The sequence below is a fragment of the Egicoccus sp. AB-alg2 genome (genome assembly GCF_041821065.1).
Lineage (GTDB): Bacteria > Actinomycetota > Nitriliruptoria > Nitriliruptorales > Nitriliruptoraceae > Egicoccus.
In genome coordinates this window covers 47,603-72,460 of the sequence record NZ_JBGUAX010000010.1, presented here as the reverse complement: position 1 = coordinate 72,460, position 24,858 = coordinate 47,603, and the positions used below count along the sequence as shown (strand labels likewise).

21 protein-coding genes are annotated in these 24,858 nt (G+C 73.0%); 11 read left to right on the top strand and 10 right to left on the bottom strand.

Annotated features, from left to right (window positions below):
• Positions 1–67: 67 nt before the first annotated feature.
• The 4 genes from ACERM0_RS19055 to ACERM0_RS19040 all read right to left on the bottom strand — a co-directional run bounded on the left by ACERM0_RS19055 (position 68) and on the right by ACERM0_RS19040 (position 3,720).
• Entirely contained in the window at positions 68–1,810 is a 1,743-nt protein-coding gene (locus ACERM0_RS19055; protein ID WP_373680219.1) for an LVIVD repeat-containing protein, read from the bottom strand.
• A gap of 358 nt (positions 1,811–2,168) precedes the next feature.
• On the bottom strand, positions 2,169–2,603 hold the full coding sequence (locus ACERM0_RS19050) for a cupredoxin domain-containing protein (protein WP_373680218.1): 435 nt from the start codon (positions 2,601–2,603) through the stop codon (positions 2,169–2,171).
• Positions 2,604–2,723: 120 nt separating this feature from the next.
• Positions 2,724–2,927 carry a cold-shock protein gene (locus ACERM0_RS19045; protein ID WP_373680217.1) on the bottom strand — a complete coding sequence of 68 codons (204 nt, stop codon included), beginning with the start codon at positions 2,925–2,927 and terminating at the stop codon, positions 2,724–2,726.
• Between the two features lie 124 nt (positions 2,928–3,051).
• Positions 3,052–3,720 carry a thymidine kinase gene (locus ACERM0_RS19040; protein ID WP_373680216.1) on the bottom strand — a complete coding sequence of 223 codons (669 nt, stop codon included), beginning with the start codon at positions 3,718–3,720 and terminating at the stop codon, positions 3,052–3,054.
• A gap of 150 nt (positions 3,721–3,870) precedes the next feature.
• On the opposite strand from ACERM0_RS19040, the gene ACERM0_RS19035 reads away from it, so the two are divergent.
• The 7 genes from ACERM0_RS19035 to larC are packed head-to-tail and all read left to right on the top strand — an operon-like array spanning position 3,871 to position 12,382.
• Positions 3,871–6,216, top strand: a complete 2,346-nt coding sequence (locus ACERM0_RS19035) for an HAD-IB family phosphatase (RefSeq protein ID WP_373680215.1) — start codon at positions 3,871–3,873, stop codon at positions 6,214–6,216.
• The gene (locus ACERM0_RS19030) at positions 6,216–7,424 is read left to right on the top strand and encodes a zinc-binding dehydrogenase (protein WP_373680214.1); all 1,209 of its coding nucleotides are present in this window, start codon (positions 6,216–6,218) and stop codon (positions 7,422–7,424) included. The genes ACERM0_RS19035 and ACERM0_RS19030 overlap by 1 nt, the downstream gene beginning before the upstream one ends.
• 27 nt (positions 7,425–7,451) lie before the next feature.
• Positions 7,452–9,029 (top strand): lactate racemase domain-containing protein, encoded by a 1,578-nt coding sequence (locus ACERM0_RS19025; RefSeq protein ID WP_373680213.1) that lies wholly within the window; start codon positions 7,452–7,454, stop codon positions 9,027–9,029.
• Entirely contained in the window at positions 9,029–9,940 is a 912-nt protein-coding gene (locus ACERM0_RS19020; protein ID WP_373680212.1) for a lysophospholipid acyltransferase family protein, read from the top strand. The genes ACERM0_RS19025 and ACERM0_RS19020 overlap by 1 nt, the downstream gene beginning before the upstream one ends.
• Positions 9,937–10,818, top strand: coding sequence for an ATP-dependent sacrificial sulfur transferase LarE (larE, locus tag ACERM0_RS19015; protein WP_373680211.1), 882 nt, complete (start codon positions 9,937–9,939; stop codon positions 10,816–10,818). Before ACERM0_RS19020 ends, larE begins: the two co-directional genes overlap by 4 nt.
• Positions 10,815–11,522 carry a nickel pincer cofactor biosynthesis protein LarB gene (gene larB / locus ACERM0_RS19010; RefSeq protein WP_373680210.1) on the top strand — a complete coding sequence of 236 codons (708 nt, stop codon included), beginning with the start codon at positions 10,815–10,817 and terminating at the stop codon, positions 11,520–11,522. The genes larE and larB overlap by 4 nt, the downstream gene beginning before the upstream one ends.
• Positions 11,519–12,382, top strand: a complete 864-nt coding sequence (larC, locus tag ACERM0_RS19005; protein WP_373680209.1) for a nickel insertion protein — start codon at positions 11,519–11,521, stop codon at positions 12,380–12,382. Before larB ends, larC begins: the two co-directional genes overlap by 4 nt.
• Here larC and ACERM0_RS19000 read toward each other — a convergent pair.
• From ACERM0_RS19000 to aceE, 4 genes are all read right to left on the bottom strand, one after another.
• Positions 12,349–13,878, bottom strand: coding sequence for an LVIVD repeat-containing protein (locus tag ACERM0_RS19000; RefSeq protein ID WP_373680208.1), 1,530 nt, complete (start codon positions 13,876–13,878; stop codon positions 12,349–12,351). The genes larC and ACERM0_RS19000 overlap by 34 nt on opposite strands.
• Before the next feature lie 203 nt (positions 13,879–14,081).
• On the bottom strand, positions 14,082–14,522 hold the full coding sequence (locus tag ACERM0_RS18995) for an OsmC family peroxiredoxin (RefSeq protein ID WP_373680207.1): 441 nt from the start codon (positions 14,520–14,522) through the stop codon (positions 14,082–14,084).
• Between the two features lie 71 nt (positions 14,523–14,593).
• Positions 14,594–15,952, bottom strand: a complete 1,359-nt coding sequence (locus ACERM0_RS18990; RefSeq protein ID WP_373680206.1) for a sulfotransferase — start codon at positions 15,950–15,952, stop codon at positions 14,594–14,596.
• Between the two features lie 55 nt (positions 15,953–16,007).
• Entirely contained in the window at positions 16,008–18,773 is a 2,766-nt protein-coding gene (aceE, locus tag ACERM0_RS18985) for a pyruvate dehydrogenase (acetyl-transferring), homodimeric type (RefSeq protein ID WP_373680299.1), read from the bottom strand.
• A 328-nt stretch (positions 18,774–19,101) separates the two neighbouring features.
• On the opposite strand from aceE, the gene ACERM0_RS18980 reads away from it, so the two are divergent.
• From ACERM0_RS18980 to ACERM0_RS18965, 4 genes are read left to right on the top strand one after another with little or no spacing between them, the layout of a single operon-like run.
• Entirely contained in the window at positions 19,102–19,428 is a 327-nt protein-coding gene (locus tag ACERM0_RS18980) for a hypothetical protein (RefSeq protein WP_373680205.1), read from the top strand.
• Between the two features lie 6 nt (positions 19,429–19,434).
• Positions 19,435–20,010, top strand: coding sequence for a DUF1990 family protein (locus ACERM0_RS18975; RefSeq protein WP_373680204.1), 576 nt, complete (start codon positions 19,435–19,437; stop codon positions 20,008–20,010).
• A gap of 59 nt (positions 20,011–20,069) precedes the next feature.
• Positions 20,070–20,537 (top strand): hypothetical protein, encoded by a 468-nt coding sequence (locus tag ACERM0_RS18970; protein WP_373680203.1) that lies wholly within the window; start codon positions 20,070–20,072, stop codon positions 20,535–20,537.
• The gene (locus tag ACERM0_RS18965; RefSeq protein ID WP_373680202.1) at positions 20,534–21,511 is read left to right on the top strand and encodes a pyridoxal-phosphate dependent enzyme; all 978 of its coding nucleotides are present in this window, start codon (positions 20,534–20,536) and stop codon (positions 21,509–21,511) included. The genes ACERM0_RS18970 and ACERM0_RS18965 overlap by 4 nt, the downstream gene beginning before the upstream one ends.
• Before the next feature lie 540 nt (positions 21,512–22,051).
• Here ACERM0_RS18965 and ACERM0_RS18960 read toward each other — a convergent pair.
• Positions 22,052–24,274: an S-layer homology domain-containing protein gene (locus ACERM0_RS18960; protein WP_373680201.1), complete on the bottom strand. Its 2,223-nt coding sequence runs from the start codon at positions 24,272–24,274 to the stop codon at positions 22,052–22,054.
• Between the two features lie 340 nt (positions 24,275–24,614).
• Positions 24,615–24,818, bottom strand: coding sequence for a BldC family transcriptional regulator (locus ACERM0_RS18955; protein ID WP_373680200.1), 204 nt, complete (start codon positions 24,816–24,818; stop codon positions 24,615–24,617).
• Positions 24,819–24,858: the final 40 nt, after the last annotated feature.

The window sequence follows — 24,858 nt, the reverse complement described above, 5'->3', positions numbered from 1 at the left end:
CGGCCGGCCCGGCACACGACGTGGGGGCGCCCGGTGCGGACGCCCCCACGCGGTGTGTCGCAGTTGCTCAGCTCATCGCATCGGCGAGGTCACGCAGCGACGCGGACAGGTCGTCGTACCCGCCAGCGTCGTCGAGCTGGTTGGCCAACGCGCGCAGGTTGGCGATCGCCGCCCTGGCCTGGGGCCCGGACTGGAACCGCTCCGCCCGGTCGAGGAACTTGTCGACGTTCGCCAGCAGGTCCGCGTCCATCCCGGCCCGCTCGGCCTGGTCGCGGTACGCCCGGCTGAGCGTGAAGCTCGGCTCGAACGCATAGGCGACCTGGGCCTGGACGTTGGTCTCCGGGAAGGTGACCGACTCCGCGACCGCGATCTCGTTGGCCGACAGGTGCTCGGAGGGCACCAGGCGGAACACGTCGAGGCCGCGGGCGATCTCCGAGCCGTAGATCAGGCCGTTGTACCAGTACGACGACCAGTGCCCGCCGGTGACGAGGTTGGCCGCCACCGGCCCCCGGTCGAAGTAGGCGATCTCGACCGGGTTCGCCGAGTCGGTGAAGTCGAAGATCGACGTCCCGCCCTGGTACCAGGCCTGCACCATGATGTCGCGGCCGGGCACCGGGATCAGCGAGCCGTTGTGCGACACGCAGTTCTCCTGCGAGGTCTGGGGCACCGGCAGCTTGTAGTAGCTACGGAACTCCAGACGCGGACCGTCCTCGGTCTGGACCACGTCGTAGATGCCGTTGGCGCCCCAGATCATCGGGTCGCTGGCGCGGCAGCGCGCACCGGTCCCGCCACCCCACTCGTCCGTGAACACGACCTTCGTGCCGTCGTTGTTCCAGGTCGCCGAGTGCCAGTACGAGAAGTTCGAATCCGCCACCGCGTCCACTCGCGTCGGGTTGGCGGGGTCGGTGATGTCGATCAGCAGGCCACGGCCCTGGCACGCACCCGCCGCCAGACCGATCTCCGGATAGGCGGTGATGTCGTGGCAGTGGTTGACATTGCCGAGCCCGTTGACCGCACCCGAGTTCGGGTCGGTGAACAGCCGCGCCTCGTTGACCACCTCGGCAGCCGCTGGGTTCGCCAGCGGCACCTTGATCACCTCGGTCATCCACCGCGACGGCCGCTCGGTGTCCGCCGGACCGCTGTTGCAGTGCGTGTTGTCACCGCTGTTCTGGCCGCTGCCGGACGTCCCGGAGTTGTAGATGTAGACGTGGTCCGGGTCGTTCAGGTCCTCGACGACGGTGTGGGTGTGCGAACCGCGGCACAGTTGCACACCGCCGACCTGCTTCGGGTCCTCGGGGTCGCTGACGTCCCAGATCTGGATGCCGCGGAACCGCGTCTCGGCGGCCGTCGGACCGCTGTTGCCCTGCGTGCCACAGTCGATGCGGCCGGTGCCCTGCTCGACCGAGCGGAACAGCAGGTTGCCGTAGATCGAGGGGTCGCCCTGCCCGCCGGGACAGACGACGTCGACGATCACCCGGGGGTCCGCCGGGTCCGAGACGTCGAACAGCTGGTAGCCGTAGAAGTTGCCCAGCGCCAGCAGGTCGTCCTGGAACGCGATGTCCGAGATCCAGTACGAGCTGCTGGTCGGCGCGTCCGGGTTGAACAGCCCGCCGTCCGCCTTCGACCAGTTCGCCACCATCTCGAGGTTGCTGATCGCTTGCTCGGCGTCGAACTGACCGCCTCCGAGCCCGATGCGCGGGTCGTCCTGCGCGACCGCGCTGGCCGGCAGCAGGCTCATCACCATCGCTGCCGCCGCGAAGGTTCCGAACCAGCGGCGTCGCCGGCCCGTCGTGCGTGCACGTGCTCCCATGTGCCTCTCCAACGCCGTGCAGGTCCTGGTCCAGGTCCTGCATGCCACGCCGGCGACGGCGGGTCACCGCGCCGGCTCTCCGCAAGGCCGGTCTCCCGATCCGGCCCAGCACGGCGACGCTAGTTGTGAGCCCGTTGAGGGCACCGGAGGACCGTGGCGCCCGCGCACCGCGCGACGCACATCGCCCATTCGGCCCGCGTGACCACGCTGTGTTATCGGGCGAACCGGACGAACCAAACGGCGCGTCGGTGCACGAACCGCCTCCCGCGCGCCCGTTGCCGGCGGATCCGTGCATCCGGACCCGCCGGTGGTGCGCGCCTGGATGCACGCATCGCGGCGGGCGGCACCGGCCCGGCTGCTACCCGACCGTGACGGTGCCCTGCATGGATGGGTGGATCCGGCACGCGTAGGGGAACGCGCCGGCCGCGTCGAAGCTGCGTTCGTAGGTGTCGCCCGCGGCGAGGTCGCCGGAGTCCTCACCGTCCTCGAACGTCACCGTGTGCGTGCGAGAACCCGTGTTCTCCCACGTCACCGCCGTACCTGCCGCGACGTCGAGGTCGGCCGGCTCGAAGGCGTTGTCGACGATCGCGACGTCGCCGTCACCGGCCGCATCCCCGCCAGCCGTCTCACCGCCGGCCGCCTCCCCGCCGGTGGCGTCCCCGGCCGCGCCGCCGCTGGTCTCCTCCTGGCCGGCACCGGTGGCCGCGCCGTCCTCTCCGGTCCCACCGCCGCCGCCACAGCCGGCCAGCAGCACCGTCACCGACAACCCCACCGCGATGCGTCTGCACCACATCCACCATCACCTCCCGGAGCCGACCACGCCGAAGCCGGCCACCGGAGATGGTCACACATGCGACGACGCCCCGGGCCGTGAAGCCCGGGGCGCCGTGGAGGTACCGAAACGCTCAGCGCCTCACTGAGGCGTGACGTCCGAAGCCTGCGGGCCCTTCTGCCCCTGCGTGACCTCGAAGCTGACCCTCTGGCCGTCGTCGAGGGACTTGTAGCCCTGCGAGTTGATCGCCGAGAAGTGGACGAAGAGGTCCTCGCCCCCGTCGTCGGGCTGGATGAACCCGTAGCCCTTGTCGGCGTTGAACCACTTGACAGTGCCCTGCGGCATGCGTTGTTCCGTTCTCAAAGGCCGTGCTGCAACCATTCGTCACAGCTTCAGTGCGGCCCGGTGGTAGTCCGCGGTTGCCCGCGAACCGGTTCTGACGGCGAACACGCTACCGCCTCGCGGCCGATCAGGCGACCGGTACGACCGTCCGTTCGCGCGATCGCCCGGGCTGGCGGTCCGCCTCGGCGCGCGTGATCCCCAGCCGGTGGTGGCGCCGGCAGAGCACCTCGTAGGCCACCGTGGGGACCGTTCCCGTCTCCAGGGAGGCTTGGGGCAGGTCCCCGACGACGACCTGCTGGCCCTGCCGCTGGATCGCCCCGTCGACCGTGCGGGCGTTGAGGGTGCCGCGCTCGCCGCACCAGCAGCGAGCCTCGACCTGCAGCTCCTGGCGCCGGTCGGCCAGCTCGAGCAGGCGCTTCGAGCCGGCGAACAGGTGCGAGGTGAAGTCGGTCAACAGCCCGAACGCCTGTACCTCGACGTCCAGCTCGTCCACGAGCCAGGCCAGCTGTTCGATCTGTTCGGGGGTGTAGAACTGGGTCTCGTCGCAGATCACGACGTCGACCGGGTCCCCGCCGCTGGTCACGGAGCGCACGTGCGCGGCGATGTCGAGCCCGTCGGTCACCACCACCGCGTCCTGTGAGAGACCGATCCGCGACGTGATGCGGCCACCGCCCCGATCGTGCTTGGTGAACAACAGGCAGTGCTTGCCCGCGGTCACGGCGTTGTGGTGGATCTGGAGGGCCAGCGTCGACTTGCCGCAGTTCATGGTGCCGTAGAAGTAGGTCAGCTCAGCCACGTGCGTGTGCCCCCTGCGGCGGGTCGCGACTCGGTGGGGCTGCCTTGTAGCGCACCCGAACGGACAGGTCGCACAACCCCAGCGACCCTGCCCGCACGTGCGGACCGTGACTAGGGTCGGGCGCCGCAAGCGACTGGCCCGGGGGGAGCCGTGGGAGTCGGAATCGCGTCCCTGTTGGCGGGCACCCGCCTGGGGATCACCGGCACGACCGGATTCGTCGGGCAGGCGCTGCTCGCACGTGCGCTGGAGGACCTGCCCGACACCCGGCTGGTGCTGTTCGTGCGCGCCCGCGGCTCCACCAGCGCCCACGACCGCGTGCAGCAGCTCCTCGAGCGGGCCTCCGCGTTCCAGGGCCTGCGCGAGCAGGGTCGCGTCGCCGAAGCACTCGAGCACGTCGAGGTGGTGGACCTCGACCTCGACGCGCCCGCCGGCACGACGTTCGAGCTGCCGCCGCTGGACGTGCTGCTGCACGTCGCCGGCACGGTCGCCTTCGACACCCGCATCGAGGACGCGTTCCGGACCCACACCACCGGGGTCGACCGCCTGTACGCCGCGGCCCGCGCGGCGGGCTGCCGGCAGCTCGTACACGTCTCCACGGCCTACGTCGCGGCGCGGCGGCCCGGCCCGGTCCCCGAGGCGCCGGTGCGCGCTGACGTGGACTGGCGGGTCGAGGCGGCGGCCGCCGACCAGCTCGCCGAGCGTGTCGAGGTGGTGTCGCGCCAGCCGGCCCGGCTCGCCCGCTGGCGGCAGGCGGCCCGGCGCGAGGTGGGCGCCCACGGCGACGAGGCGATCGGGCACGAGACCGAGCGCCTGCGGACCACCTGGGTGCAGGACCAGCTGGTGGCCGCCGGCCGCGAACGTGCCCGCAGCCTCGGGTTCGCCGACGTCTACACCATGACCAAGGCGATGGGCGAGCGGGTCGCGGAGGAGCACTTCGGACAGCACCAGCTGTCCATCGTGCGGCCCACGATCGTGGAGTCGGCGCTGCGCCACCCCCATCCCGGCTGGATCGAGGGGTTCAAGGTCGCCGACCCGCTGATGATCGGCCTCGGCCGGGCCGACATCCCGGAGTTCCCCGGCTTCCCCGACAGCGTGGTCGACCTCGTGCCGGTCGACTTCGTGGCCAACGCCGTGCTCGTGGCGGCCGCCCACCCGCCTCCGGCCGGCGAGCCGGCACGGATCGTGGTCGGCACCGGTGCCCGCAACCCGCTGCCGCTGACCCGCCTGTACGGGCTCGTCCGCGGCTACTTCGACCAGCATCCCCTGCCCGGCGTGCACGGCACCCCGCGGCTGCCGACCTGGCGGTTCCCGGGCGTCGACGCCGTCGAACGGCAGCTGCGGGCCGCCACCGTGGTCACCCGCGGGGCGGCGCGGCTGATGCAGCGCTCGCCCGTCACCGGTGAACGGGTGCGCCGGCTCGGCCGCGAGCTGGACCGCCAGCAGCAGCGGTTCGACAACCTCGGCCGGTTCCTGGAGCTGTACGGCATCTACGCGCAGACCGAGGCCGTCTACCTCGACGACACCGCCCAGGCGCTTCGCGACCGGTTGGACGGCCACGACGCCGCCCACTTCGGCTTCGACCCGGCCGACATCGACTGGCCGCACTACCTCGCCGAGGTGCACCTGCCAGCCGTGGCCGCCTGGTTCCGGATCCGGCGTCCCACCGGGCCACGCCCCCACAGACCGCCGCCGACACCGACGCGCAGCGAGGACGACGCGCCGATCGTGCTGGCGGTGTTCGACCTCGACGGCACCGTCGCCAGCACCAACGTCCTGACCGCCTACCTGCGGGCCCGCTGGCACGACGACCGGGTGGCGGGCCTGCGCGAGGCCGCCGACGTGCTGCGCACGCTGCCGCGCTACCTCGCCCTGGACGCGTCCGGCCGCGACCGGTTCCTGCGCGCCTTCTACCAGCGCTTCGCCGGAGCCGACGTGGCGGCGCTGGACCGGCTGGTGGCCGAGGACCTCGGCCAGCGCATCCTGCACGACCTGGCACCGGCCGCGGTCCGTCGCGTCCGCGAGCACCGCGACCTCGGCCACCGCACCGTGCTGCTGACCGGCGCGCTGCGCAGCTTCTGCGAGCCGCTGCGCAGCCTCTTCGACGAGATCGCCGCCGCCGACCTCGAGGTGGACGCGACCGGCCGCGCCACCGGCCACCTCGCCTCGGCCCCACTGGTCGGCGCGACCCGCGCGGCCTGGCTGCGCGAGTACGCCCGGAAGGTGGGCGCGGACCTGTCCGCGAGCTACGCCTACGCCGACAGCCGGTCGGACACACCGCTGCTGCGGGCGGTGGGTCATCCGGTGGCCGTCGACCCCGATCCGGTGCTCTACCGACTCGCCCGCCGCGAACGGTGGGCGATCGCGGCCTGGCGCGACGGGGACGGGGCGCCCGCCCACGTGCGCGCCGCCCCGCCCGGTCCGCGCGCCGATGCCACCGATGACGGCGCCAGCAACGGCGGGCACGGCCGCGAACGTGCTCGGTCGGGAGCGGGCTGATGGACGTGCTCGCGCTCCAGGTACACCGTTCGCTGCCGCGCTACTTCGCCTCGCGTGCACTCTCGTCCCGGCTGCCCGGCGTGGTGTCCAGCGGCCTGGCGCCCCTGCGCCTGGTGTCGACCAGCGCCCCGTCGCTGCACGGCGAGGGCTGGGCGCGCGTCCGCCCGCGGCTGTCGGGCATCTGCGGCTCGGACCTGTCGATGCTGGCCGGCACCACCTCGCCCTACTTCTCCGCGCTCGTGACGTTCCCGATCACCCCCGGCCACGAGGTCGTCGGCGAACTCCTCGACGACGTCGACGGGCTGCCGGCCGGGACCCGTGTGGTGCTCGACCCGCTGCTCAGCTGCGATCCGCGCGGCCTGCCGCCGTGTGACGCCTGCGCGGCCGGGACCACCAGCCGGTGCAAGCACGTGACCGTGGGCCACCTCGCACCCGGACTGCAGACCGGCTACTGCGCCGACGTCGGCGGCGGTTGGTCCCAGCAACTGGTCGCGCACCGCTCCCAGCTGCACGCCGTCCCCGACGCGCTGCCCGACGCACGGGCGGTGCTGATCGAGCCGCTCGCCTGCGCGATCCACGCGGCGTTGCGGGCCGAGCCCGCCCCGGGCGAGCAGGTGCTGGTCGTCGGCAGCGGCGTCGTCGGCCTGCTGACCATCCTCGCGCTGCGCGCCTTCACCGAGGCTGGCCGGATCGTCGCCACCGCCAAGCACCCACGCCAACAGGCCCTGGCCCGTGAACTCGGCGCCTCTACCGTGACCCCCGTCGACGGCGCCACCGGCACCGTCCGGCGCGACACCGGCGCGTTCCGCCTGCGGCCGGATCTCGGCCGCGACTTCCTGCTCGGCGGTGTCGACGTCGCCATCGACTGCGCCGGCTCGCGCGGGTCACTGGACCTCGCGCTGCGCTCCACCCGCGCCGGCGGCCGGGTCGTGCTGGCCGGCATGCCCCCGCCCGGGGTCGACCTGTCCCCGGCCTGGTTCCGCGAGCTCACGGTCGTCGGCGCCTACGCCAGCGGGCGCGAACCCGTGGCCGGGCACCGGTCGGGTTTCGACCTCGCCACCGATCTGGCGACCACCGCCCCGCTCGACCGTCTCGCGCTGGCGACCTATCCGCTGCAGCAGTGGCGCCAGGCCGTCGACCACGCGCTGGATGCGGGCCGGCTGGGCACGGCCAAGGTCGCCTTCGACCTGACCGGCGCCACGCCGTAGCCGCTCGCACCGGCCCAAGGAGCCGCCATGCCACGCCCCGGAGTCGTCGTCGAGGTCGACGAGCGCACGCCGCCGCTGCTGGTCCACGCCGGCGAGCAGCTGCGGTTCGAACGCTTCCCGCTGGGCACGCGGGCCGTCTACCCGCCCGACGTGCTGCCGGGCCTGCCCGACCCGGACGCCGCCATCGCCCATGCGCTCGAGCACCCGATGGGCCGCCCACCGCTGCGGGAGCTGCTGTTCCCCGGCATGCGGCTGACGATCGCGTTCGACGACCTGTCGCTGCCGTTGCCGAGCATGCGGCGGCCCGACATCCGGCAGCGGGTCATCGAGCAGGTGCTGACCCTGGCGGCCGAGGTCGGCGTGGACGACGTCGAACTGATCGCCGCCAACGCCCTGCACCGGCGCATGACCGCCGACGAGCTGCGCCACATCGTCGGCGACCGGGTGTTCCGCTCGTTCTGGCCCGACCACCTGCGCAACCACGACGCCGAGGACCCCCACGGCATGCGCCATGTCGGCGTGACCGACCACGGCGAGGACGTGGAGATCAACCGGCGCGCGGCCGAGTCGGACCTGCTCGTGTACGTCAACGTCAACCTCGTGACGATGGACGGCGGGCATAAGTCGGTGCCCGTCGGGCTGGCCGGCTACCGCAGCCTGCGGCCGCACCACAACGTGCACACGATGCTGCGCTCCAAGAGCTACATGGACCCGGGCCACAGCGCGCTGCACGGCTCCGCGACCCGGATGGGGCGGCTGCTGGCCGAACACCTGACGATCTTCACCGTGGAGACCACGGTCAACAACGCCGCCTTCCCCGAACAGGCCGCGTTCTTCACCAAGCGCGAGTGGGAGTGGTCGGTCAAGGACCAGGCCGCCGCCTTCACCCTGCAGCGCGCGCTGGACCGGATGCCGGCCAAGGCGCGCCGTCGGGCGATGCACGCCTCACGGGCGCCGTTCCGGCTCACCAGCGTGCAGGCCGGCGAGACCGAGGCGGTGCACCCCGTGACGCTGCAGCACGTGCACCGCCAGCAGCTGGTCGAGGTCGACGGGCAGACCGACGTGCTGGTGACCGGCATCCCCTACGTCGGGCCCTACAACGTCAACTCGATCATGAACCCGATCCTGGCCATGTGCATGGGCCTCGGGTACTTCTTCAACATGTACCGGGGCCGCCCGCTGGTCCGCCACGGCGGCGTGATGATCCTGTTCCACCCGCTGCGGCGCGAGTTCCACCAGGTCCACCACCCGTCCTACATCGACTTCTTCGACCAGGTGCTGGCCGACACCACCGACCCGGCGCTGATCGAGAGCAAGTACGAGCAGGCCTACGCCGCCGACCCGTGGTACGTGCACCTCTACCGCGAGTCGCACGCCTACCACGGCGTGCACCCGTTCTACATGTGGTACTGGGGCGCCCACGGCATGGACCACCTCGGCGACGTGATCTGGGTCGGGGCCGACCCGGCCGTCGCCCGGCGCATGGGCTTCCGTGCCGCCGGCACGCTCACCGACGCGCTGGAGATGGCCAGCGACACGGTCGGTCGCGACCCGTCGATCACCTACCTGCACGCCCCACCGCTGACGCTCGCGGAGGTGCGCTGATGCGACTGCGCGAGGCGGCGCGCGACTGGCGCTGGGGCCGGCGGCCGCTGCCGCCCGGCACGGTCGTGGACACCGTGCAGGCGCCCGGGCCGCGACCGTTCCCGACCGGCTGGTCGCGGACGCGACCGGCCCGCGTGGCCCGCACCGGCCTGCAGGCGGGCGTGCTGGCGCCGCTGCTGGCCTCGCAGCTGGACATCACGGTCGAGGACCGCGAACGGGTCCTGGAGGCGGCCCGGGCACCGGTCGTGCTCGCCCCCAACCACTCCAGCCACCTCGACGCCCCGCTCGTGCTGACCGCGCTGCCGCCCGAGGTCCGTCGCAAGACCGTGACCGTCGCCGCCTCCGACTACTTCTTCGACGCCTGGTGGCGGGCGGCCGCCACCGCGCTGGTGTTCAACGCGGTGCCGATCGACCGCACGCAGCGCAGCCGCAGCGAACTGCCCGACGACCTGCTCGCCGCCGGCAACCACCTGCTGCTGTTCCCCGAGGGCACCCGCTCCAAGGACGGGTGGGCCGGGCGGTTCCGCCACGGCGCCGCCCACCTCGCCAAGACGGCCGGTGTCGCGATCGTACCGGTCGCGATCGAGGGTTCGTGGCGGGCGATGCCGCGTGGCGCGGCCTGGCCCGTCTCCGGCCGGCCCAGGGTCCGGGTGCGGTTCGGCGCGCCGCTGCGGGCCCGCGCCGACGAGCCGGTCACCGCACTCACCGGCCGCCTGGAGGACAGCATCGCCGTGCTGCTCGACGAGCACCGCACCGACTGGTGGACCGCCATGCGCAACCGTCAGAAGGGCGAGACGCCCAGCGCCCGCGGGCCCCAGGTGGCCGACTGGCGGCGGCGCTGGGAGCTGCTGGAACCCGACGACCGCGACGCCCGCCGTCGGGTGTGGCCGGCACGGGGAGGTGGCGCATGAGCCCGGCAGCCGCACGGGAAGAGGACCCTCTCGCCCGGCTGGAGGCCGTCGTCGCCGAGCTGGAGAGCGTCGCCGTCGGCCTGTCCGGCGGCGTCGACTCCAGCCTGCTGTCGGCCGTGTCGCACCGTGTGCTGGGCGCGGGGGCGGTGGCGGTCGTGGCGCGCTCGCCGTCGCTGCCGCGGCGTGAGCTCGACGCGGCGGTGGCGCTGGCGGACGCGCTGGGCATCGACGTCGAGGTGGTCGACACCGACGAGGTCGCCGACGCCCGCTACGCCGCCAACCCGCGCAACCGCTGCCGGTTCTGCAAGGACCACCAGTTCGCGGCCCTGCGGGCGGTGGCGGACCGGCGCGGGCTGCGCACCATCGCCCACGGCGAGGTCGTCGACGACCTCGACGACCACCGGCCCGGCCGCGCCGCCGCCCAGGCCTGGGGCGTGCGGGCGCCGCTGCGCGAGGCCGGCCTCGACAAGGCCGCCGTGCGCGACCTGGCGCACCGTCTCGCACTCCCGGTCTGGGACAAGCCCGCCTTCGCGTGCCTCGCCTCGCGCATCCCCACCGGCGAGGCCGTCACGCCGGAGAAGCTGGCCCGCATCGAACGTGCCGAGCAGCACCTGTTCGACCTGGGCTTCCGCGCCTTCCGCGTGCGCCACCACGACGAGCTCGCCCGCGTCGAGGTGCCCGCCGACGAGCTCCCGCGCGCGGTCGCCCGGCGCGACGCCATCGTCGCCGGGCTGCGCGAGGCCGGCTACGTCTACGTCACGCTCGACCTCGCCGGTCTGCGCGCGGACGCCGCCCCACCACCGCTGCCGGACGTGCGGGCGGCGGGCGGGCCGCGTCCCGGCCTCGCACGGCTGCCGATCGTGGGAGGTGTGTCGTGAGCGCCGACCTGCGTGGCCTGGACGGGCCGACGGTGCGTGCCGACGTCGCACGCGGCGCCCGCACCGGCGAGCCGGAGGTGGTGTACGCGGCCGGCAAGACGCCGGCCCAGACGCTCACGGCGGTGCGGGCGCTGCTCGAAGGCGGCGTCGCGCCGGTGCTGGTGACCCGCGCCGAGGCGGAACACCTCGCGGTCGTGGCCGACGCGTATCCGCAGGCGGCCGTGCACGCCGAGGCAGGGATGCTCGTGCTCGCCCCGCTGGCACCGCTCGACGACCGGCTGGCGGGCCGCGTCGTGGTCGTGACCGCGGGCACCAGCGACCTCACCGTCGCCACGGAATGTGCCGTGACGCTGGAGGCACTGGGGGAACGACCGACCGTGCTGGCCGACGTCGGTGTGGCCGGACTGCACCGCGTGCTGGACGTGCGGGACACGCTCGCGGCGGCCGACGTGGTGGTCGTGGTCGCCGGGATGGAGGCCGCCCTGGGACCGGTCGTCGCCGGGCTGGTGGCCGCCCCGGTGGTGGCGGTGCCGACCAGCGTGGGCTACGGCGCCGCGCAGGACGGCATGACCGCGCTGCACGGGCTGCTGTCGGCCTGTACGCCCGGCATCGCGGTCGTCAACGTCGACAACGGCCTGGGCGCGGCCCTGCTCGCGCGGCGCATCGTCCGTGCCGGGGACCGGCGACACGGCGGGTGGGAATGAGGATCGCCCACCTGCTGTGCGACGACGGCATCACGGCCGAGCTGTGGCTCGGGGCGCTCGTGCACGCCGGCGCGGAGGTGGCGGCGCTCCAGGACGTCGTGGCGCGTGCCGGCGTCGCCGCCCGCATCGTGGCGACCCCCGTCTGTGCCCGCGAGGTCACGGCCGTCGAGGTCGTCGTCGACGACCGCGGGCACGATTCCCGTGACCGGCTCTCCACCGCCGCGGCGATGCACGGTGCCGTCGACGGTGCGAAGCTGCCGCCCCGCGCCGACGAGCGTGCCCACGACCTCGTCGACGCCCTGGTCCATGCCGAGGCCGCCGTGCACGGCGTCCCGGTGGACGACGTGCACCTGCACGAGCTCGGCCGGCCGCGCGCCGTCGCCCGCATCCTCGCCGGCGTGACCGCCCTGGAGGAGCTGGACGTGGAGGACGTCACGACGTCCTTGGTGGCGCTGGGCGGCGGCGTGATCGACATCGCGCACGGCCGCTTCCCGGTGCCGCCACCGGTGGTCCTGCCGCTGCTGCAGGGGTTCCCGGTCCGCGGCGACGACCGCGAGGTGGAACTGACCACGCCGTCCGGAGCGGCCGTGCTGGCCGCCCTGGCCCGGCCGGCCCCGCGGATCCCGGCGATGCTGCTGGAGCGGTACGGCCGCGGGGCGCTGCGGGCGCCGGCCGGCACCGCGGCCGGAACCGCGGCGGGCGGCGCCGCCGGAACGGCGGCCGGGACCGCGGCGGGCGGCGCCGCCGGAACGGCGGCCGGGACGGCGGCAGCCGGTCACCCGGTGGGTGACCGGCTGCTCACCGTGCTCGTCGGGACGCCGACCGATCAGGCGGCTGGGATCGGACAGGACCAGCCGTAGGCCGGGTCCGGCCGCATGCTGGCCGCCCACTCGCGGGCCAGCGCCGCCTGACGCGCGTTCATCTTCGGCGCCAGCACCTCGGCTCGTGCGGCCGACGCCGTCGCGGCGTCCGCGTCCAGCGTGAGCACGTGGATACCAAGGCTGCTGTCGCCGGCGTAGATCACGTCGCCGTGCCAGACCGGCACGAAGCCGCTGCCGCCGTCGGGACGGAAGTACGCCACCTGGATCGGGTCGGTGGGGTCGGTCACGTCGAGGAACCGGAAGCCCTGCGAGTACCAGGCGCCGGCGACGATGCCGTCCTTCATCTTGAAGTAGTGGGCCGAGCAGGTGCCCGCATCGGTCGAACCTTCCTTCTGGTATGGCGACCAGACACCCACCGTCTCCAACTGGTAGGGGTTCTCGTCGGTCGAGCGCCAGGCCTGACCGTCCGTGGAGCCCTTGATCGACGCGATCCAGAACTTGCCGGCGTCCGCGCAGGGCAGGAACGCCTCGTCGGTCACGTAGATCAGTTCGCCCGCCTCGTAGCCGAGCGACAGGTCGGCGCCGTCGTTCGCCCCGGGGCGGAACGGCCGCTCGCTGTCGCGGACACCGACGCCGTTGCGCTGTCCCGGCGGGCCGTCGACGGGCCGCTCGCTGTTGTGGATGGCACCCAACATTGTGTAGGGCGCCTCCATCTCGCCACCGCCGTACGGAATCGGGTCCCAGGCGGTCGCCACGCGGTAGCGCTCCTGGACCGGGTCCCAGTGGCGGCCCTCGGTGCGGTAGCCACGCACGCCGCCGCGGCCCGACACCCAGGCGATGCCCTCGTTGTCGACCTGCACGTCGTGGCTGTAGTCGGTCCGTCCCCGCCAGCGCCCGGTGTCGATCGGGTCGGGATGAGTGAACGGCTTCTTCGGGTTGCGGACGTCGGTCACGAAGATCGGACGACCGATCCAGTCGGCGGGCTGGTCGACGCGAGGCGCCGGCCCACCGCTCCACAGGTACTGGCAGTCGTTGATGCACGTGGTCGTGTGGCCCGCCGGGACCTCGTGGAAGGTGATCAGCGCGGGCGCCGCCGGATCCCTGATGTCGATGATGTACACGCCCGCGATGCCCTGGTTCTGCGGCTGGTTGAACGCGCGCGGGTCACGAGACAGGAATGCGAGCTTGCGCTTCTGGTCGAAGTTGGTCGACTCGCTCTGCCAGAAGGTCCCCGCCACGTCGCCGGGCAACTTCAGGGCGTCGGACTCGAGCCGGCCGAGTTCCTGCGGCGCCTTCGGGTTGCTGATGTCGTACGAGCGCAGCCCGAAGCGGCCGACGGCGAACAGCACGTCCCGGTTGCCGTACTGCACCACGTTCATCGAGGTCAGGCCCGACAGCTCCACCGTCCCCCAGTAGTCGACGCCGTGGGCGTCGCCGGGCGGCATCGGCAGTCCGTCCTGGGCGGGTGTCGCCCCCAACGTGAGCACCAGCGCGGGCACGAGCACCGCGTTGGCCCACCTCCTGCGTCTTGTCATGGACTCCCTCTCCGGACCCGTCGTCTCCCTCGGGCGACGAGTCGGTGGGCATCCTTGTGAGCTAGTTCGGGCTTGTCCAGGGCGGACCGCGGCGGTGGCCGCAGGGCGCAACACCTGCGCCGATCGGCCGCCGACGAGGGGCCCGGGGAGACACACCGACGGCCGGGCACCCGCCCGGCCGTCGCGTGCGCCCGAGCGGCGGGCTATCCCTCGAACTGGGCGTCGACGGTGATCTCCGCCGAGCCGCCCGCGAACAGCTTGCTGACGGGGCAGCCGTCCTTGGCGGCCTCGGCCTTGGCACGGAAGCCGTCCGCGTCCAGGCCCGGGACCTTGCCGACGGTGGTCAGCTCCACCTTCGTGATCGCGGGCTTGCCGTCGACGGTGTCCAGCGTCACGACGGCGTCGGTGCGGACCGAGTCCGGGGGCGTGCCGTCCTGCGCCAGCATGTTGGACAGCGCCATGGAGAAGCAGGCCGCGTGTGCGGCGGCGAGCAGTTCCTCGGGGTTGGTGCCACCCTCACCCGACTCGAAGCGGGACACGAACGTGTAGGGCCCCGTGTAGCGGCCGCTGCCCAGGGACAGCTCACCGCCGCCGCTCTTCAGGTCGCCGCGCCATTCGGCGTTCGAGGTACGGGTCGTCGCCATTGCCGGTCTCCTTGGTCGCTGTCGACGCGGACCGACGTTAGGTGCGCCCGCGCCGGCGCGCCCGGCATCGGTCAGGCCGTGGGGACACCCTGCGGGGCGGCCAGCTCGTCGACCGCGTCCGGCGGGGTCGGCAGGTGGGTGACCCCGGCCGCCTCGAGACGACCCAGCAGGTCGCGGTAGCGGCGGTCGACCCGGTCGCGCTCGGCGGCGTCGACCTGGTTGCGCCACCGGCCGACGTTGCCGCGGGTCGCGTTGATGTGCTTCTCGAAGTAGGCCCGCATCGGCTTGTCGTCCTCGAAGCCGGTGAAGGACACCAGCCGCTCGAGCTGCCGGTCGCGGTCGAGGTGGACGAGCTCCTCCAGCCGCACCCGCAGCAGGCGCGACTGGTCGGCGCCCACGGTGCCGAGGTGCCCGGCCCAGACCCGGCCGGCCCACCAGTCGAGGGCCCGCTCGATCGAGTTCGGCCCCCACGGCATCTTGGCCACAGAGGCCGCCACGTCGCGGCCATCGCGGATCGTGTGGATCAGCTTCGCCTTCGGCAGCACCGTCAGCAGCGCATCCGCGACCCGGACGTTGCCGGGCGTGGTCTCCGACCAGCCCAGGCCCTCACGGCCGCGCACGAACGGCTCCACGACCTCGAGCAGCAGTTGCCCGAGCGCGTCGGCGACGTCCGACTCCGCCCGCTGCACGAACCGCTGCAGCGCACGCCGTACCTCGCCGCCGCCCGCGACGACCTGCAGCCCCTTCGGCTTGCCGGACGGCCCGATGACGTCGAGGAACGTCGCGCTCACCCGCTCCGCGAACGCCTCCGGGGTCTCCCGGCCGGCGAGGACGTCGACGATCCCGGGCCCGTCCGCCTGGTAGCGCAGCTCGGTGTGGATCGTCACCCAGGCCGGGTGGGCGTGGAGCAGCCGGCCGATGACCCACGTGCCGCTCCGCCCGGTCCCCCCGACGAAGATGGGCCCGTCCGGCACGGCGCCGACGTCGCCGTGGTCGGTGGGGGTGATCTGTGGGCGCCGGCGGCTGACCGCCTGCTCGCCCGGGGCCGGGAAACTCGGTCGCTCGGTCACCTCGAAGGTGGGCAGCTCGGCGACGCCACGGGCAGCCGGCACCGCTGCGGTGGAAGGCTCCGGTGCGCCCGCCGTGCCGGCCGGCACCGCGGCGCCCGCGGGGCCCGCGGCGGGATCCGCGCCACCTGGACGGCGCGCCCGGATGCGGTCCACCACCGAGGTCGGCAGCACACGCTGCGCCGTGCCGACGATCGTCTCGCCGACCCGCAGTGCCGTGCTGGATCGCAGGGCATCGAGCTTGCGCTGCAGGCGCGCGTTCTGGCGCTCGAGCGCCGCGATCCGGTCTCGCTCCGACATGCCCACCACGCCACCTTCCACGCCGGGAGATCGGATGCGCACCGTGCCGGTGACCCCCGGCATGGCCCGGCACCGCCAGCCTAGGCGGTGCCGGGCGCGGGGTTCACCGTCGCACCCGCTAGCGGGTGATGTCGTCCGACTCGCCCGGCTGACCGAAGAACGGGACCCGGTCGAAGGACAGCTCGTACTGCTCGATCGCCTTGGTCAGCACCGCCGCGTCCAGCTTGCCCACCTTCACCAGCTCCGCCAGCACGCAGTAGGCGATCGAGTGGGCGTCCACGCGGTGGAACTTGCGCAGGGCGTCGCGGGTGTCGGAGCGTCCGAACCCGTCGGTGCCCAGTGCGGCGAAAGGACCCGGGATCCAGTCCGCGATCTGGAACGGCGTGGCGCGCATCCAGTCCGAGACCGCGACGTAGGGACCCTCGGTCTCCTCGAGGATGCGGGTGACCAGCGGCACGCGCGGCTCGGCCTCGGGGTTGGTGCGGTTCCAGGACTCGACCGCGGCGCCGTCGCGAAGCAGCCGGTTCCAGCCCGGCGCCGACCACACGTCGGTGCGCACGTCCCAGTCCTCGGCGAGCAGGTCCTGCGCCTTCAGCGCCTCGTGCATGATCGTGCCGGAGGCGAAGACGTGGGCGGTGTGCTCGCCCTTCTCGCCGGCCTTGAAGCGGTACAGCCCGTCGATGATCTGCTGGTCGTCGACGTGGTCGGGCATGGCGGGCTGGACGACCGGCTCGTTGTAGACGGTCAGGTAGTAGATGACGTCCTCGCCCGGCGTGCCGTCGCCACCGTGCGCCTCGGCCGAGTACATCCGCCGCAGGCCGTCCTCGACCAGCACCGCGATCTCGTAGGCGAACGAGGGGTCGTAGGCCTCCACCGCCGGGTTGGACTGCGCCATCAGCAACGAGTGGCGGTCCTGGTGCTGCAGGCCCTCGCCGTTGAGGGTGGTGCCGCCGGCGGTCGCCCCGATCAGGAACCCGCGCGAACGCTGGTCGGCCGCCGACCAGATCGAGTCCGCAGTGCGCTGGAAGCCGAACATCGAGTAGAAGATGTACAGCGGGATCATCGGCTCGCCGTGGGTGGCGTAGCTGCTCCCGGCGGCGTGGAAGGTGCCGACCGAACCGGCCTCGGTGATCCCCTCGTGGATGATCTGGCCGTCCTTGGCCTGCTTGTAGGTCAGCAGCAGGTCCCGGTCGACCGGCTCGTAGGTCTGGCCGAGCCGGTCGTAGATCTTGGCGGTCGGGAACCACGAGTCCATGCCGAAGGTGCGCGCCTCGTCCGGGATGATCGGCACGATGCGCTTGCCCCACTGCTTGTCGCGCAGCAGGTCCTTGAACAGGCGCACGAGCGCCATCGTGGTGGCGACCTCCTGCTTGCCCGAGCCCTTCTTCAGCGAGCCGTAGAGGTCCGACGACGGCAGCTCGGGCACCTGGAAGGCGACCCGCCGCTCCGGCACGAACCCGCCGAGCGCCTGGCGCCGCTCCTTGAGGTACTGCACCTCCTCGGAGTCCTCGCCGGGGTGCGAGTACGGGGGCAGGTCGCCCTCGAGTTCCTCGTCGGAGACGTCGAGGCCGAGCCGGTCGCGGAACGACTTCAGCGCGTCCGACGACAGCTTCTTCATCTGGTGCACGGCGTTGCGGGCCTCGAAGTCCGGCCCGAGCGTCCAGCCCTTGATGGTCTGGGCCAGGATGACGGTCGGGGCGCCGTTGGTCTCCGTCGCGGCCTTGAAGGCGGCGTACACCTTGCGGTAGTCGTGCCCGCCCCGCGAGAGCTTGGTCAGCTGGTCGTCGGAGAGGTGCTCGACGAGCTTGCGCAGCCGGGCGTCCTTGCCGAAGAAGTCCTCGCGGATGAAGTCGCCGGGCTTGGCGGTGTAGGTCTGGAACTGCCCGTCCGGGACCTCGTTCATCCGGTTGACGAGCACGCCGTCGACGTCGCGGGCGAGCAGTTCGTCCCAGTCGCGGCCCCACACGACCTTGATGACGTTCCAGCCGGCGCCGCGGAAGACGCCTTCGAGCTCCTGGATGATCTTGCCGTTGCCGCGCACCGGCCCGTCGAGCTGCTGCAGGTTGCAGTTGATGACGAACGTGAGGTTGTCCAGGCCCTCACGGCTGGCGACCGCCAGGGCGCCCAGGGTCTCGGGCTCGGCGGTCTCGCCGTCGCCACCGAAGAACCACACGCGCTGGTCGGAGGTGTCCTTGAACCCCCGGTCGTGCAGGTAGCGGTTGAAGCGGGCCTGGTAGATCGCGTTCAGGGGGCCGAGCCCCATCGAGACGGTCGGGAACTCCCAGAAGTCCGGCATCAGCCGCGGGTGGGGATAGCTCGACAGCCCGCCCGGCTCGACCTCCTGCCGGAAGCGGTCGAGGCGCGACTCGTCCATGCGCCCCTCGAGGTAGGCACGCGCATAGATCCCGGGCGAGGCGTGCCCCTGGAAGAAGACCTGGTCGCCACCGCCCGGGGCGTCCTTGCCACGGAAGAAGTGGTTGAACCCGACCTCGTAGAGCGACGCCGCCGACGCGTACGAGCCGATGTGCCCGCCGGTGCCGCGCTCCACGTTGGTGCGGTGCACCATCACGGCCGCGTTCCAGCGGATGTGGTGGCGGATGCGCCGCTCGATGGCCTCGTCGCCGGGGAACCGCGGCTCGCGCTCCGGCGGGATGGTGTTGAGGTAGTCGGTCGTCGTGAGCGACGGGACGCCTATGTTGCGCTGCCGGGCCCGCTCGAGGATCTTCAGCAGCAGGAAGCGGCCCCGGGCCTTGCCGGAGGCCTCCACGACGGCGTCGAAGGACTCGAGCCACTCCGTCGTCTCGGTCTCGTCGATGTCGGGGTACTGGGCCGGCAGGCCGTCGGTGATGATCGGGCTGGAGGCGAACTGCTGTTGCTCTCGCATCTCGGACACGACGTGGGCTCCCGCGAAAGAGGGTCGGGGACGAACCGGCGTCGGGGGCCGGCCCGTCGGTGTCGGACCGGACCGTCGGACTGGGAGGCGACAGGCACACCTGCCGGCGGGCGGACCCGACGCTGCTGTCAACACGGTAATGGCTCGGGCCACGTCCTGCCCTGCCCGGCCCGCCTCCGGGCCGTCCGACGACGTCCTGCCCGCGGTGGCGACCACCTCCGCACGGTCACCAACGGTCGTGAACCTGGCCGGTTCACCTCGATAGAGTCCGGGTGTGTTGCGGCGTCGTCTTTCAGCCACCCTGCTGGCCCTGCTCGTCATGAGCGGGGCCTGTTCGAGTCTGCAGGAACGCGTCGACGACGTCCGGTCCGGGGCCCAGGACCTGACCGAGCGGGGCCGCTTCTGCCTCAGCGTGGCGCGCGCCGCCAACGCCCTGGAGGGCGGCAACTACGAGACCGCCGCCGACGCCGCCCAGGAGGCGCTCGCGCAGGCGCCGGAGGACCTGCGCGGCGACGCCCGCCGACTCGCCGACGCCGCAGAGGCCGTCCGGGCCGGGGACCGCAGCGTGCTGCAGGATCCCGAGGTGGTCGCGGCGGCGGAGCGTCTGCGCGACGACACCCGCGCGATGTGCGATCCGACGGGCTGAGCCACCGTGCGTCTCACGACCCCGCGCCGACGTCAGGGCTGGCTGCGGCGGCTGGGATCGGCGACGTTCAACTACCCGGACGTGGGCGCGACCGGCGGACGCCTGCCGGACGGCTACCGCCACCTGCATCGTGACGTGCGGGTTGGGCGTGGACGGGCCGCGTTCGAACGTGCCGGCGAAGGGCTGCTGACCTGGGACCTGCACCGTCGGACCGGCCTGCACGTCGACACTGTCGGTCCGCGGGTCGTGCCGGGGCAGGACGTGCTGCTGACGCTCGGGCCGGCCGGGTACGGCGTCACGGTGCCGTGCCGGGTCATCGCCGTCACCGACGAGTCCGACCGCCGCGGCTTCGTCTACGGCAGCCTGCCGGGACACGTGGAGGCGGGCGAGGCCGGCTTCGAGGTGCGCCACGAGGTGGACGGCGACGTCCGCTTCCGGCTGGTGGCGTTCGCCCGCCCCGACACCCTCGCCCTGCGGCTGGCCGGCCCAGTCGGTGATGCCCTGTTGTCGCTGGTCGGCGACGGCTACGTGGCCGCCTGCCGACGGCTGGCCCTGGGCGTCGTCCCGCCCCGACGGGGCTAGGCTCGTCGGAAGAAGCGGACGACACGGACGTGGGGCACGTCCCCGGCGGGAGGTCGGTCATGGTCAACACGCAGTACAAACCGGTCGCACCCGACCAACGCGCACGTGACCTGACCAAGGAACTCACGCTGCTCGAGCGGGAGGAGGCGGGCCCGGATCGCGCGGCACGGCTCGCGACGTTCGTGCGCGCCGCCCACGTGGAGCGACAGCTCAACCTCGCCATGCACGCGGCCAACCTCTGCCTCGCCGAGGACCCGGATGCGCCGACGATGCTGATCGACGCCTACGCGACCGACACGGACCCGGAGGAGCGGCTGCGCACCCTGGGCGACCTGCGCGACCTCGCCCGCTACGTCGAGCGGCCGGACGTGGTCGAGTTCGCCGACCGCCAACTGCGGGCCGAGGCGATGGAGTGGGTACGGGCCGGCGAGGAACACGAGCGCCGCCACCGCCTGCGCACCGTCCAGAACGCGACCAACCGGACGGTCGCCGACCAGATCCGCGACGAGCTCGCCTTCCTGTCGTGAGCACGGCCACCGACGCCCTGCCCGTCGTGTTCGAGGACGTGCGGCGGGCGGCCGAGCGGCTGGCCGGCGTGGCCCACCGGACGCCGGTGCTGACCTCTCGGACGCTGGACGCGGCCACGGGCGCCACGGTGTTCTGCAAGGCCGAGCACCTACAGCGCATCGGCGCGTTCAAGTTCCGCGGCGCGTACAACGCGCTCGCCGCCCTCGACCCGCACGAGCGCGCCCGCGGCGTGGTCGCGTTCTCGTCGGGCAACCACGCCCAGGCGGTGGCGCTGGCCGCCCGCCTGCTGGCGGTGCCGGCCACGATCGTCATGCCGCTGGACGCCCCGCCCGTCAAGGTGGCCGCCACTCGCGACTACGGCGCCGAGGTCGTCACCTACGACCGCTACACCGAGGACCGGCGCGCCATCGGCGAGGCCATCGCCACCGAACGCGGCGCCACCGTCGTCCCGCCCTACGACCATCCCGACGTCATCGCCGGGCAGGGCACGGCCGCCCTCGAACTGCTGGAGGACGTGCCCGACCTCGACGCGCTGGTCGTGCCGATCGGTGGTGGTGGGCTACTCGCCGGCAGCGCCGTGTCCATGCGCGCCGTGCGGCCCGAGGCGACGGTGCTCGGCGTGGAACCTGCGGGCCGTCGCGCCGCCCGGGACGCCATGCAGCGCGGCGAGGTCGTCCAGGTCCCCGTCGGGCGCACCCTCCTCGACGGCCAGCAGACCCCCGAGGTCGGCGTCCGCAACCTCGCGCTCCTCCGCGCGCACGTCGACCGGGTCGAGGGGGTCGACGACGACGAGGCGCTCGCGGCCATGCGGCTGCTGGCCACCCGCATGAAGCAGGTCGTCGAGCCGTCCGGCGCCAGCGCCCTGGGCGCCCTGCTGGCCGGACGCTTCCCGGACCTGCGGGGCGCGCGGGTCGGGGTGCTGCTGTCCGGAGGCAACGTCACCCCCGAGGTGCTGGCCCGCGCCCTGGCCTGAGCGCCGGTCCGACCCTCGACCCGCCCGGCCTCGCCGCACCGCGGTGACCGGGGCCTGTCGAGCGCGAGGTCGGCCGGGTGACGCACGGTCGGCCCAGCGCCGCACCCATGCGTCACTGGCTCGACCAAGCGCCACCGCCTCGACCAAGCGGCGCCGGCTCGACCAAGCGCCACCGCCTCGACCAAGCGTCACTGGCTCGACCAAGCGCCGGCCCGACCCTCGCCCCGCCCGGCACGTCGCACCGCGGTGACCGATCCATCGCGCACGAGGTCGGCCGAGTGACGCACGGTCGGTCCAGCGCCGCACCGATGCGTCGCAGGCTCGACCGAGCATCAGTGCCTCGACCGTGCGTCGCAGGCTCGACCAAGCGCCTCCGCCTCGACCCTGCGCCGCAGACCCGACCAAGCGCCACCGCCTCGACCAAGCGTCGCAGGCTCGACCAAGCGCTCATCGGGCCGGGAACGAGGTGTGGCCCCGACCGCGGGTGCGGTCGGGGCCACGTGGCGTCGCATCCGCGCGCCGATCAGCCGGTCACGACGCTCACGCGTCGCCGGACGGCACGTCCTCGTCGGCCAGGTCGCTGGCCGGCAGCGCGCAGGACCAGCCGAAGACCGGGTCCGCGACGAGGTCCTCCTCGAAGGCCGCCTGCTGCGCGGTCATCGGCGGAGCCAGCACCTCGGTGCGGGTCGAGGCGGCGTGGGCCGCGTCCCCGTCCAGCGTCAGGATGTGGATCCCGTGACGCGTGTCGTTGGCGTAGATCACCTCGCCGATCCAGTGGACCGACCAGCCGCTGCCCTGGTTCGGGCGGTAGTAGGCGATCTGGATCGGGTCGGTCGGGTCGGTGACGTCCAGGAAGCGGAAGCCCTGGCCGTACCAACCGCCGGCGACGATCCCGTCCTTCATGTTGAAGTAGTGCGCCGAGCAGCTCGAGTTGGGATTGTTGGTCCCCTCCTTGCCCGCGACGCTCCACCGGCCGATCTCGTCGAGCTCGAACGGCCCCTCCTCGGCCACCTCGTCCGCGGTGCGCCAGGCCTGACCCTGGTCGGCGCCCTTGAGCGAGGCGATGTAGAACTTGCCCGAGTCGGTGCACGGCGCCGTGAAGTTCTCGTCGACGACGTAGACCAGCTCGCCCGGTGCGTAGTCGCCACCGGGGGTGGCGCCGTCGCCGGCGCCGGGCCGACGCGGACGCTCCGAGTCCAGCCAGGCCGAGTCGCCGTCGGGACCGTCGACCGGCCGCTCCAGGTTGTGGATCGCACCGTTCATGCGGCGCGCGTCGCCTGCCGGCAGGCCGGTGTACTCGCCGACCTCGCCGCCGGCGTAGGGCACCGGGTTGTGGGCGAAGGCGGTGCGCTCGCGGCCCAGGAGCGGGTCGAAGTGGCGTCCCTCGGTCCAGTAGCCGCGGATGCCGCCGCGCCCGGAGACCCAGGCGACACCCTGCTGGTCGACCTGGACGTCGTGGGCGTAGTCGGTGATCCCGCGGTAGCGGCCGATGTCGACCGGGTCCTTGTAGGTGAAGACGCTCTCCAGCCCGACGATCTCGCCGTCGACGCGCTCGACGCCCGAGACGTCGCTGACGAAGATCGGCCGCGCGATCCAGTCCTCGGGGTCGGTCGTCGCGCGCGACGGCCCACCACTCCACAGCTGCTGGCAGCTGTTGACGCAGGTGGTCGTGTGGCCGGCCCCGACCTGCTGGAAGTGCAGGACCTCGGGGGCGGTGGGGTCGGCGATGTCGATGATGTAGAAGCCCGACGGCCCGGAGGTCTGCGGGTTCGAGAAGGCACGCGGGTCACGCGAGAGGAACGCGAGCATCCGCTGCTTGTCGATGTTCATCGACTCGGACGAGTGGTAGTTGCGGGTCGGGTCGTCGCCCGGCAGCGCCAGCTCCGCGCGGGGCAGTTCGCCCAGCAGCTTCGGCGCGTACGGGTCGCGCACGTCGTAGATCCGCAGCCCGAACGAACCGCTGGTGACCAGCGCCTCGCCGTGCTCGTAGCGGACCGGGTTCACCCCCGAGGTGCCACCGGCGAGGTTGAGCGTCGCGTCGGGGTTCTCCGGGTTCGGGGCGCCGTGGTCGGGGTGCACGATCGTGCCGTGGTAGCTGACACCGGAGATGTCACCCTCCGGCATCTCGGTGCGCAGCGCGTCGCGGCCGATCTCGTCCCACGGGTTGGGGCCGGTCGGCTCGAGCGACTTCAGGTAGCGCAGGCCACGGAAGACCATCGACGCACTCTGGTCGCGTCGCACCTTGGCGGCCGGGTCGAAGGTGCGGTCGTTCTTGCCGTACACGACGTCGACCTCGGCCAGGGCGTTGATCGCGGCGGCGTGCGTGGTCAGGTGCAGGTCCGAGAACGCGGCGCGGTCGGCCGCGGGGGGGCGTAGCCACCGGTACAGCATCGCGGCGACCTGGTCGCGCTGGATGGTCGCGCCCGGCCGGAACTTGCCGTCCTTGTAGCCGAGGATGATGCCCGCGTCGGCGGCGGCGGCGATGTTCTTCGCGTGCGGCCCGCCGGTCACGTCCGGGAACGGCGTGGCGTCGGACGACTCCAGGCCGGCGGCGCGCGCGACGATCGACGCGAACTGGGCGCGGGTCAGCCGGCCGGACGGGTCGAAGCTGCCGTCGACGCGCCCCTCGATGATCTTCTGCTCGGCGAGGGCCGTGATGGCCTCGGCGTGCGGCGAGTCGTCGTAGTCGACGTCGTCGAAGATCGGGGCGGCGGCCGCCCCGACGGTCGTCGTCACGAGACTCGCGGCGGACAGCAGCGCCACCACCCGGGTCCGTCGTGCGACGCGGCCTCGGCGAGGCCGCACGTGGTCATGGACTGTCACAGGATTCTGCTCCCCTTCACGAAGCCGTCGAGCCTCCCTGGTCGACGGTCGTCGAACGCTAGAGCATGACCGTCCGAACAAAGGACGTTCGTCCATGGCGTCGTGCGGGAGACGTGATGCGGCCGGCCACTCGGCCGTTTCCGCCGCTCCGGCGATCTCTGGCGCGCGCACGGCGCCGGGCGGGCACGGCGAAACGGACCCCCGCGTGCTCGGCGAGGGTCCGTGGACGGGTGACCGGGACGCGGCTGCGGTTGCTCAGGCGCGCACGAGGACCCGCGCGTCAGGCCGGCTGAGGGCCGAACTCGCGCAGCAGCGCGTGCACCTCGTCGGCGCGGTAGCGCCGGTGGCCGCCCAGGGTCCGCTGCGGCGTCAGCTTGCCCGCCGATGCCCAGCGCGTGACCGTCTTCGGGTCGACCCCGAACAGGCGTGCGACCTCCCCGGGTGTCAGCCAGGCGTCCTGGTTGTCGGCGCCTTGCCCCTCCACGTTGCTCGTCCTTCCCCACCCCGTCGTCATGACCTTGTCC